This window comes from Komagataeibacter sp. NFXK3, assembly GCF_054182245.1.
Map to the genome: position 1 here is coordinate 1 of NZ_JAPIVJ010000035.1, position 9,851 is coordinate 9,851.

General features: G+C 55.9%; 10 protein-coding genes and 1 pseudogene. 2 read left to right on the forward strand and 9 right to left on the reverse strand.

What is annotated here, in order from left to right:
• Positions 1-139: 139 nt before the first annotated feature.
• Positions 140-481 (forward strand): annotated as a pseudogene (locus tag OQZ28_RS16510) (Tn3 family transposase); the annotation flags it as partial.
• 842 nt (positions 482-1,323) lie between these two features.
• Here the strand turns inward: OQZ28_RS16510 and OQZ28_RS16515 are convergent.
• From OQZ28_RS16515 to OQZ28_RS16555, 9 genes are all read right to left on the reverse strand, one after another.
• Positions 1,324-2,274, reverse strand: a complete 951-nt coding sequence (locus OQZ28_RS16515) for a replication initiator protein A (RefSeq protein WP_082086122.1) — start codon at positions 2,272-2,274, stop codon at positions 1,324-1,326.
• Entirely contained in the window at positions 2,271-2,591 is a 321-nt protein-coding gene (locus OQZ28_RS16520; RefSeq protein WP_196778566.1) for a hypothetical protein, read from the reverse strand. The genes OQZ28_RS16515 and OQZ28_RS16520 overlap by 4 nt, the downstream gene beginning before the upstream one ends.
• Complete coding sequence (locus OQZ28_RS16525; RefSeq protein WP_458136662.1) at positions 2,588-3,241, reverse strand: nucleotide-binding protein; 654 nt, start codon at positions 3,239-3,241, stop codon at positions 2,588-2,590. The genes OQZ28_RS16520 and OQZ28_RS16525 overlap by 4 nt, the downstream gene beginning before the upstream one ends.
• A 155-nt stretch (positions 3,242-3,396) precedes the next feature.
• Positions 3,397-3,816 carry a putative toxin-antitoxin system toxin component, PIN family gene (locus tag OQZ28_RS16530; RefSeq protein WP_048852267.1) on the reverse strand — a complete coding sequence of 140 codons (420 nt, stop codon included), beginning with the start codon at positions 3,814-3,816 and terminating at the stop codon, positions 3,397-3,399.
• Between the two features lie 3 nt (positions 3,817-3,819).
• Positions 3,820-4,074, reverse strand: coding sequence for a ribbon-helix-helix domain-containing protein (locus OQZ28_RS16535; protein ID WP_019092318.1), 255 nt, complete (start codon positions 4,072-4,074; stop codon positions 3,820-3,822).
• Positions 4,075-4,162: 88 nt separating this feature from the next.
• Positions 4,163-4,798, reverse strand: a complete 636-nt coding sequence (locus OQZ28_RS16540) for a tyrosine-type recombinase/integrase (RefSeq protein ID WP_458136663.1) — start codon at positions 4,796-4,798, stop codon at positions 4,163-4,165.
• The gene (locus OQZ28_RS16545) at positions 4,795-5,115 is read right to left on the reverse strand and encodes a WGR domain-containing protein (protein WP_458136664.1); all 321 of its coding nucleotides are present in this window, start codon (positions 5,113-5,115) and stop codon (positions 4,795-4,797) included. The genes OQZ28_RS16540 and OQZ28_RS16545 overlap by 4 nt, the downstream gene beginning before the upstream one ends.
• 367 nt (positions 5,116-5,482) lie before the next feature.
• Positions 5,483-6,669, reverse strand: a protein-coding gene (locus OQZ28_RS16550) for an IS3 family transposase (protein WP_118963845.1) whose coding sequence is annotated in 2 segments (ribosomal slippage) — positions 5,483-6,411 and positions 6,411-6,669 — 1,188 coding nt in all. Because the reading frame shifts where the segments join, the coding sequence is not laid out codon by codon here.
• A gap of 126 nt (positions 6,670-6,795) precedes the next feature.
• Positions 6,796-7,218: a hypothetical protein gene (locus tag OQZ28_RS16555; RefSeq protein WP_420219912.1), complete on the reverse strand. Its 423-nt coding sequence runs from the start codon at positions 7,216-7,218 to the stop codon at positions 6,796-6,798.
• Between the two features lie 1,138 nt (positions 7,219-8,356).
• On the opposite strand from OQZ28_RS16555, the gene OQZ28_RS16560 reads away from it, so the two are divergent.
• On the forward strand, positions 8,357-9,550 hold the full coding sequence (locus tag OQZ28_RS16560) for a Fic family protein (protein ID WP_087609084.1): 1,194 nt from the start codon (positions 8,357-8,359) through the stop codon (positions 9,548-9,550).
• The last annotated feature ends 301 nt before the right edge of the window (positions 9,551-9,851 follow it).

A 9,851-nucleotide genomic window follows, 5' to 3' on the forward strand; every position in this document is an offset into this window, starting at 1 on the left:
TCTCCAGATCCATACCTGCCCCGGCCTGTCTCCTTACGCCTACGGCTTCAGGAGACAGGCCGGGCCTTCAACAGGGGGTTAATATTGCATGCCGATCAGGGGTTATTTTTGAGTGCCGATTGACAGCGCCACCCGCGAGTTGAACAAGGGAGAGGCCCAGAACGCCCTCAAGCGCGCCATCTTTTTCCATCGCACCGGCCGGATCCGCGATCACGGACTGCAAGCCCAGGGACATCGGGCGAGCGCGCTCAATCTCGTCGCCAGCGCCATCGTATTGTGGAACACCACCTATCTCGGAGCCGCAATGCGGCATCTCGAACGTCAAGGACGATCCGTTGCGCCTGATCTGCTCCAGCATCTCTCTCCGCTGGGGTGGCAGCATATCAACCTGACCGGGGATTACCTCTGGACCGACGCCGGCATCCCGGAAGGGAAACTCCGCCCGCTCCGGCAAGCCATCACAATCACCGATAATCCTTAGCGTATATCTGTGCCCGTTTTATGTACCGACCCCCATCCGCGCTTATGACGTGAACATGCATTGGCCAGCCTATCAATCCCCGACAAGGTCCGCAGAGCGTCATGGGAGGCCACACGAAGCGTAATTCCCGTTATTGCCACCCAACTAGCCACCACACACAATAACGCCTGTACGGCCATCCTGTGGCGTCTGGTGGGCATGCTGCGACACGTGAGCTGCTGAATGATCGTCTGAACACCGGTGTGTCTTGAGCAGATTACGGTCTTGCTCAGTTCTTCTGGTGTTGCAGGCGTCGGGCGAGCGCGGAGCGGGAGCCCCGTAGGGCGTCGAAGACGCCGACGCAGGAGAGGAAGCTGCTGGTAGAGAGATAATGCGGTAACGCATTGTCGGATTATGATCTCGCGCCGTAGGCGTGTCCGTTTAGCGCAGCCCTGAAAGGGCGAGCAGGGGGATGCCGGGTGGGAGATCGCGCGAAGCGCGATCGGGGCGGCCGTAGGCCGCGAGCCGGCGGGGGCATAGCCCCCAAGAGGCGGTGCTTCTTTGTTAAGAATTTTGTTAAAATATATAGTTAAAAGAGTTAAGCACTAAAAAACCTATGAAAACATGATTGATAACAGTCTGTTACGGTTATGGGCGGTGGGTGAAACCACGTGTTTTGGTGGGTGAAACCACGATGCTTGGGTGGGTGAAACCACGATGCTTGGGTGGGTGAAACCACGACAGTTGACCATACTTATCCACAGGAAAACGTAACATTCCCTATAGCTTGAGTGGTTTCGAGTCGTAGTAACTCTCATTTTGACTACAGAGAGAACTCATTGGGTGGGTGAAACCACGATAGTTTAACGAGGCCGCCCTCGTGACAAACGATCCATCAACCCATCCACCTCTTCAGCACGCCGACGATCTGCGTCTACGCGCTCTCTTTCTTTTTCGAGTTTCCTATGCAGCTCAGTCGCTGCCTCAATACCTCGCAACTGAAACATCACTGCCGGTGTGCCTTCAACAGTCTGAGTCAACGACATGGTGTAATCAGGAAGTTGGTCTGCTTCGATGATCTTCCGCAGCATACGATTAAATTCTTTAGGCTGCGCATCGCTACCTGTTTTTTCATGCAGCACCTCGACACGGCATATCCACCCACCTCTCTGCTGACCAGCATGTTTACGTGCGATCCGATAGAGGGCCCGCTCTAATCCACCAGATAAAAGAAAATAATCCTGATGCATTGTCAGCAAGGATCGCTCACTTACAATGCCTTCATAAACCCAGTTTGATAGGGTGATCGTCATTCCACGCGGCTGATCTGTGTCTGGATCTACTTCCAGCGTCCATCCATCCAGCCATCCAAACTGAGCCTCATTACGGCGCTTAGGTGCCCGTAATGATGTACGGATGGATGTTGTTTCTAGACGCGAAAGAGCAGCTTGCAATTCCTGATAAGCACGTCCCCCTGTTCCCCGTCGAATGCCGCGCAACAAATCATAGGTTGTTGTTGTAAGCGTTCGCGGAAGATCATTGATCCCCTGCTCTTTCATCCGATTCAATACGGAAGCAGCCCACACAAGAATGTCGGCATCCCATATTGTCGCCATGCCATAAGCTGGCATAGCTTCAACTTTCACCCATGCTTCGCCATTTGGACTGCGATATTCAATTGGCTTAAGACGTTTACGTTTCTGAAGTGAGAAAAATGGCCGCTCCATCACTTCCCGCTGATCTTTCAACGGAAGATCATTCATTAACGGAATAAAAAAGTCGAACTCGGGGTTCGGATCACGCCGTTTACTCATGGTGCAAACCTAGTATGCCCTCGCTGCACCAGATATTGGCGCAATAAACGCTCGGTAATGACCGTCAAAGGTTCTCCACCTTCCTCTACACTCAGCTGACGGAGTGTACGGTGCATATCCTCTGGGATATGGATCAAAACCGGTTTTTTGCCAGGATGACTATTTTTCTTGCGTGGCGAAGGTGCGTTCCCATCAAGAGGTGATCGGGTAGTAGCCTCTTTAGGCACATTTTCTGCTACAACCGTCGGAGATACAGGGGCACTTTCTTCCTCAAAAATGCCGGCTAATGCCGATGCTTTCTTGGGTTTCACCATCATACTGTCTCGCTTAATGGTTTATTCGCATAACCGCTTAGTCGCTTAGCCTCAGCATAAGCAGAGCGTAGTTCAGCTGCGGCCTTACCATCTGGATCCAATTCGGCAGCGGTTTTCCCAATCGGTGTTGCTCTATAAAAATCCTTACGAAAATGAAGTTCTGTATCGAACATAGTGACGCCTTTAGCGATGAAGCCCGCTCGAGCATCTTTCCCTTCTGAACCTTGGTAAGGAACCTGGGTAAGAATCACAGCAAAAGGTGTTCCTGCTTGCTGAACCTGCTTTATGGTTTGCAGCACAGAATGAACATCCAACCCACGCGGAGCGACTGGGATCACTACGAAGTCAGCTTGTTCTGCCGCCAACATAGCAATGTCTTTTGAGTTTGCTGGCGTATCAATGATGATGAGATCCAGCTTTCCACTCTTACGTCCTCGCGAAACATGCAAAGGCAATCCTGCAACACTGCTATCTTTCACCATTACGTCATCAGCCTCCCGTCTCTCAGACCAATAGAGAGCTGATCCTTGCCGATCGTCAGCATCAAGAATCACAACCGCTGCGCCTTCACTGGCGGCTTCGACAGCAAAAGCCGTTGCAATCGTCGTTTTCGACTGCCCACCTTTCTGCGCAATCACGGCCCAAGTCTGCATGATGTCTCCTACTAAGCGACTATGCTTTTTATATAGCTTATTCGTTTAGTAGCAAACAACTTTAATCGCATAGTCGCTTAGTTGCATATTCGCTTAGAATTTATATCGCATCCTAATGCACTCGGCTTCTGCTGGGATAGAACTATCAGCCACACTCACGGCATGATCCCCTGCATGACCAGAAATGCTCTTACTGTGATGATCTTCACACCATCATAGACCCGCAGGTCCAGAATATCGCGCTTGTCGCCCGTTAACAAAAAATCGGCTTTCCCAGCGGATGCCATCGCCAAAAGATAATCGTCATCCGGATCCGGAGAAGCTGCCACAGCAGGAAGATTTACAATGAGAACAGCTAAATCCCGGACTTCATTGACCAGACGGCCGGCGAGGGTGGGCGGCAGACGGGAACGGATCTTGGGATACCGTGTCACGCGCCGCAACTCATCTAGCTGCTCGGTAGAAGTCAGCAGATCGAATTGTCCTGCTCGCCATAGCCCGAGCAAATGCGCTGGCAGGGATTTTTCAGAAAGCAAGGCACTGATGAGAAGATTGGTATCGATGACTAGACGCACGCCTTAGCTGGCCCTGTCCGTTGCCCGCGTAGCGGTCACGGCCTCGCCGATCAGGTCCTCCAGCGCGTCCGGCTCCATATCTGCGAACCCACTCCGGGCTTCCGCCATTGTCCTGTCGAACACACGCCAGCGCACCGCCTCCTCGATGAAGCGAGACAGGTCGCCTTTCTTCATGCCGCGCTGCGCCAGGAAACTACGTACGGTGATGTCGGTTTCGCGGGAGACTGAAACCGTCCAACGAGTCATATCAGTAGACATATCATATCTCCATATAAGATCTTATACGCTTATCATGATAAGCGCCTATATATATCTGTGCAATCCGATTTCATCTTCACAAAATGCATTACCCCCACATTTTCCGTGCGATATCCTGCTCCTCGGCGCCGACGGCATCGGCGTAGATGGCGGTGGTGGAGAGCTGGGCGTGACCGAGCCATTTCTGCACCATGTTGAGGGGGATGCCGCTGGAGACGGCGGCAACGCCGAAGGCATGGCGCAGGCCCTTGGGGGACGCGGCCGGGCCGGACAGGCCGGCGGCGTCCATGACCGCATGCACCGCCCGCCAGCCGGTCATGCGGGACCAGGGCCACAGCCGGGCGGCCGCTCCACGGCCCCGCCGGCGCTGGGCCTCGCGGATGCCATGCACCAGATCCAGGGCCTCGAGCAGGGAGGGGGGCACCGGCACGGCGCGATAGATCCCGTCCTGGCGCTTCTTGAGCGTGGCGAACACCAGCACGCCGCCGGCCAGGTCCACCCGGTCCGCCGTCAGGGCGAGGGCCTCGGACAGGCGGCAGCCCGACCAGGCCAGGGTCATGCACAGCGTGCGGGCCTCGCGCGGCGCCTGCTCGGCCGCGCGCAGGAACCGCGCCCGCTCGGCGACCGTGAGGTATTTGCGGCTCCCGTCGCGGTCGAACAGCTGCATCCCGCCGGGGGCGCCTGCCGGGGTCGCCCGCTGTCCCGGTTTTGGGCTGCCGCTCATCCGTCCGCCCTGTCGCGATAGCCCCGCCGGCGCCGGACCCGGAGCTGGCGGGCGAGGGCGTCGAGCGCCTGCCCGGCATCATGATGCAGTTCGCAGACCTGCCGGCCGGCCGTCCCGATCCGCCCCCACTGCCGCACCAGGGCGGTGCCACCGAACAGGTCGGGCTGCAGCGACAGATGGTAGAAGCGCCAGCAGTTGGCGGCCGGGTCGACGCGCACCAGTGCCGCCGTTTCAGGGAACAGCGACAGCTGGCAAGGCGGCCGGACAGGGGCCTTCGGGATGCGCTTGGGCATATGATCCCGAAAAGTGTAACACATGTCACCCGCCCCGGACAGGAAAACCGCCGCTGACGCGGGACAGGCCGGCCGGTTTCAGGCCCGGCCTGTTACACTATTACCCATAGTGTATCAGGGCAGAGGTCTGGTGCCCCCTGAGACGTTATCACTCTCAATCCGATAGAGCCGACAACTTTGGGGGGAAAGCGGACCGGTATGTTTGGCCATCGTGTCGGTTGCAACAGACTGTGCGATCCCGCTGATAACGCTTCTGCTGCCGACCAAACCCTATTGTTTGGAGGCGCGTCTCGAGAATGATCGTTTTCTCCGAAGGCGGTCGCCGGAATAATGAGGTGGTCCCGTCCGTTCGGACAGTTTTGCGGGCTTGATAAGCTATACCCGGTTGTTGTTATGCCGCCCTTCTGACGGCGTTGCTGTTGGCCATCTGGTCCGGGGTTAACCCCGGACCAGATGGCGTCGGCACGTCATGATACGCCTCATCGGGCGTTCGTCCAGCCAGCGCCGTATGCGGACGCCTTTCGTTATAATGGGCGATCCATCTGCCAAGCCCGGCCCTCAGCTCTGATCCGGTCTCGAACGCGTACAGGTAGACGCATTCGTATTTCAGCGACCGCCACAGACGCTCGATGAACACGTTGTCCAGCCAGCGACCGCGCCCATCCATGCTGATGCGGATCTGACGCTCTTCCAGTATCCCGCTGAAACGGGGTGTCGTAAATTGCGACCCCTGGTCAGTATTGAAAATGTCCGGGGCGCCATAGCGCATGAGGGCATCCTGTAGCGCCTCGATACAGAACTCCACGTCCATCGTGTTCGACAGACGCCAGGACAGGACCTTGCGCGTGAACCAGTCCATGATCGCCACGAGATAGAGAAATCCCCGTTTCATGGGAATATATGTGATATCGGAACACCAGACCTGGTCAGGCCGATTGATGACCAGATCCCGTAGCAGATATGGATATTTCCGATGCTCCGGATGGGGCACGGTCGTGCGCGGCTTCTGGTAGATCGCCCGCAGGCCCATGATCGCCATGAGCCGCCGGACCCGCTTGCGGCCCACTTCATGTCCCTGGCGGCGCAGATGCCATGTCATCTGCCGTGAGCCATAATACGGCGTTTCCAGGAACTGGGCGTCGATCAGCCGCATCAGCTCCAGATTGGCTTCGCTCTGTGGCACAGGCCGATAGTAGACGCCCGACCGGTTGAGTTGCAGCAGCGTGCATTGCCGGATTATCGGCAGGCATGCTCTCTTCGGGTCAATCATCTGCCGCCTCTGATCACGCCCAACCGAGCAGAGGCATCGCGTAAAAAATCCCGTTCCACGAGAAGTTCGCCTATCTTCGCGTGCAGTTTCTCCACGTCAGCTGGGCTGACCGGGGGCTCAGCCACCGTCTTCCCGGAAAAGGTCGCCGCCATCCCCTCGATCGCCTGCCGTTTCCACTGGGCGATCATCGTCTGATGTACCCCATGTTTCGAAGCCAGTTCCGCCAGCGTCAGTTCCCCACGGATCGCCTCCAGCGCAACCCGTGACTTGAACTCTGCCGCATACCTCTTCCGCGTAACCTTGCCCATAAAACCCGTCCTCGTTCAGGCCAGATGATAGCTTATCGCCCTGTCCGAAAAATGGGGACCACCTCTTAATGTCCATCTACTGGGCTGCTAAACAGCCTTATCTCGCGGTCTTTCGTTCATTTACACCTAAGGATCAACGGGCTGCGCGCTGGGTAGAACAGCGGAAACGTCCGAAGCATCAAAGTAATACAGGAGCGCCTTCACCGTGGGGTCGTTCCGGATGAAAGCTGCGGCGAGGCGGTGATTGCCGTTGTCAATGCGGATTGGTGATTGGTCCATAGCGTCAACGCCAAGCCGTATCCGGTAATTATCATCCGGAAGCCCGTTCTTCACGAAGAAGGCGATCCGACCGATGTGGAAGTCGCGACTGTCGGGACCGTGAAGATCGTCTTTCACGCCGTCCCAGTGCTGCGTTCCGAGATCACCTTGCGTGACAGCGCGTTTTACTTCGTCCTCTTGGATTGTCCCGCATCCCCACAACTCACCATTGAGCGGATCAACCTGTGCGCGCAACTCGGGAACAGAGATTTCAAATAGCTCAATTTTCACGCGCTGACTCCTGTGATGACGCTTTTACTTGGTAGAAACTATTAGTCTCTTGTGTTGGTAATGCCTTCTCGGTCCCCGGATTTATTGCGCACTTCAGCCGCCGACGTCCAGCAGGAACGAGTATATGAGCCATAGCTGACGACTTCCAAAAAGGTGCCAATACGGCGCGAATGACCGAAATGTAGGCGAAAAGCGCATGGCTGGATGTGTTCGTATCTTTGATTCCAGAGAGCTGACAAATGGACAGAGTGTCAGCGTATCTTCAAATAACGCCCCATCGTTCACGACGTGCTGAGTCAAGGTTATCCGTATATTCATGACTTATAAAAAATTTAAATGCTATGCTATGATTGGTCGTAGCTTGCTGCACTATCGCCTTTCTGATTTTTTTTGCGTTCACTCTTGAAGTCGAGAATACTACTCACATGTTTAAAATGAATCGTTCTCACTTCTATAAAGTAATAGATGAAAAAGGATTTCAAAGTGCCTAAAATCACGAAAGACGATCTAATATACGATGATTACAGTTGGAAAGCCGTGCCAGGCGACGATCCCACCAAAAAAAAGGAAGATGCTAATCGCTTCAGCCGAAATGAGGGATACGAGATAATCACCTTGTTGAATTCCCTCACGGGTAAAAATCAAGCGGACCTCTCAGTTCGCACTCGACAGATCTGCGAGTGGATGATTCATGAAAAGCTCCCATCTAATATTCAAGGGCGCTCCAACGTAATTAGTTGGATCGCGAACAATTACACGGATCTTTCTCGTGAATACCCTAATTAACACTATATTGAGATACACTGCTTAGCATTCGGAACACGACTTTAGCGGCCGAAAGCGGACAGTCAGTTTTCGGCCCAACCCGGTCGTGAGAGTTCATGCTACTTATGTCCGCTATGGGAACAGCTATTCAAGCTTACGTATGATCGAGATGTAGGCGTTAACAGCCTGTCCGATAATCCATATTACCGGACAGGATTAGGCCTGGAGGGATTTTCATCCACGTCACCTGTGGCTGCACGCACAACGTGGCAGAACCTTGCGCAAGGGCCTACTTCTGGCTAACATGATTAAGGTTTTAACAAAAACCTTAATCATGTTAGGAAAATCCGGTCTCAGGAAAAGGTTGGCCAGGATGAAGCGTGAGGATCTGGCCGGCGGGATCCGGGAATGTCTGCAGCGGCTACCCGCCCCCTATGCCCAGCATTACGGGGTCGTGCCCCCGTCGCCGCCTGAAGCGGGCGTTATGCTGGGCGATGCCGCCGCCCGCCATGGGCAGGCTTTGTCCGCCCTGGGTGAAATCGCCGCCCTCGCCCGTACCCTGCCTGATCCGTACCTGATCAGCCGCGTCCTGAGCCGTCAGGAAGCCCTCAGCAGTTCTGCCATGGAAGGCACGCACAGCACCCTCAATGAGCTGCTGGTGGTCGATGAAGACGACCAGGACGCTTCCCATGCCACACGGCAGGTCCGCGACTATGCGCGCGCCCTGGAGCAGTTCCTGCCACAGGCCTGCAGCGAAGGCCCGGCCCTCTTCCGCCTGCCCACCGTGCTGACGCTCCATCAGGCGGTCATGCAGCATGACCCGGCCTATCGCAGGACACCGGGCACCCTGCGCCGGGACGTGGTCTGGATCGGCGGGACAGGGCATATCGCCTATTCGACCTATAACCCGCCTCCTCCCGACCAGGTGGCAGCCTGTCTGGAGGCCTCCCTGAACTACATGCAGGCCGACGGGATGCAGCAGATGACCCAGTCCCTCATCACCCGGCTGGCCATCGCCCATGCCCATTTCGAGGCCGTGCATCCGTTCAGCGATGGCAATGGCCGGGTTGGCCGCCTGCTACTTCCGCTGATGATGGCCGCTGACGGCCAGGTCCCCCTGTATCTTTCCCCCTATATCGAGGCCCACAGACAGGACTATTACGCGGCGCTCAAACGTGCCCAGCAGCGGCTCGACTGGCCGCCCCTGATCGGGTTCCTGTCAGACGCCATCATCCGGACCGTTACCGAAGTGCAGGTCACCCGGCAGGCAACCCAGGCCCTGAAGGCCACATGGCGGCAGCGCCGGGCTTTCCGCAAGGGCTCGGCCGCGCTGCGCGCGCTGGACCTGCTGACCGATTATCCCGTCCTGACGGCCAGTCGCCTTGGCCATCTGCTGGACATCACGCCCCCGGCCGCCCAGACGGCCCTTGCCCAGCTCTGCCAGGTCGGGATCCTGACCGAACGTACCGGCTATGCCCGCAACCGGATCTATGCTGCCGAAGAGGTGCTCACGATCCTCAATCGCCCCTTCGGGGAAGAACCGGCACTGCCAGACCCATCATCATAAAAGGGCCTCGCTGCACAATATCCGTTTTGACAGCTTCAATAGAAATGGCTGGAAGTCTGTCCCATTCAGGCTTCCCGACAAAAACCGACATATAGCCCTTATTCTTGCATAGCTTTGCTCTGTCTCAATATGACTATAGTCTGTTTGATACGGATCTAATACGAATGGGAAAAATGGGGGGGTAACAGAATGTCGGTTATCAAGCGACAAGGCTGGCAAAGCAGTCATTCATGGGAACATTTGTGAGCTTTTCGTCGTCACCGTAATGGCGAGAAAGTTTCCGGTAAGCAAAGGCAGGACT

What these genes read in the sequence shown, in the direction of transcription:
- OQZ28_RS16515 (WP_082086122.1), bottom strand. Translation starts at nt 2,274, where the DNA reads ATGAGTAAACGGCGTGATCCGAACCCCGAGTTCGACTTTTTTATTCCG.
- OQZ28_RS16520 (WP_196778566.1), bottom strand. Translation starts at nt 2,591, where the DNA reads ATGATGGTGAAACCCAAGAAAGCATCGGCATTAGCCGGCATTTTTGAG.
- OQZ28_RS16525 (WP_458136662.1), bottom strand. Translation starts at nt 3,241, where the DNA reads ATGCAGACTTGGGCCGTGATTGCGCAGAAAGGTGGGCAGTCGAAAACG.
- OQZ28_RS16535 (WP_019092318.1), bottom strand. Translation starts at nt 4,074, where the DNA reads ATGTCTACTGATATGACTCGTTGGACGGTTTCAGTCTCCCGCGAAACC.
- OQZ28_RS16540 (WP_458136663.1), bottom strand. Translation starts at nt 4,798, where the DNA reads ATGAGCGGCAGCCCAAAACCGGGACAGCGGGCGACCCCGGCAGGCGCC.
- OQZ28_RS16545 (WP_458136664.1), bottom strand. Translation starts at nt 5,115, where the DNA reads ATGTGTTACACTTTTCGGGATCATATGCCCAAGCGCATCCCGAAGGCC.
- OQZ28_RS16560 (WP_087609084.1), top strand. Translation starts at nt 8,357, where the DNA reads ATGAAGCGTGAGGATCTGGCCGGCGGGATCCGGGAATGTCTGCAGCGG.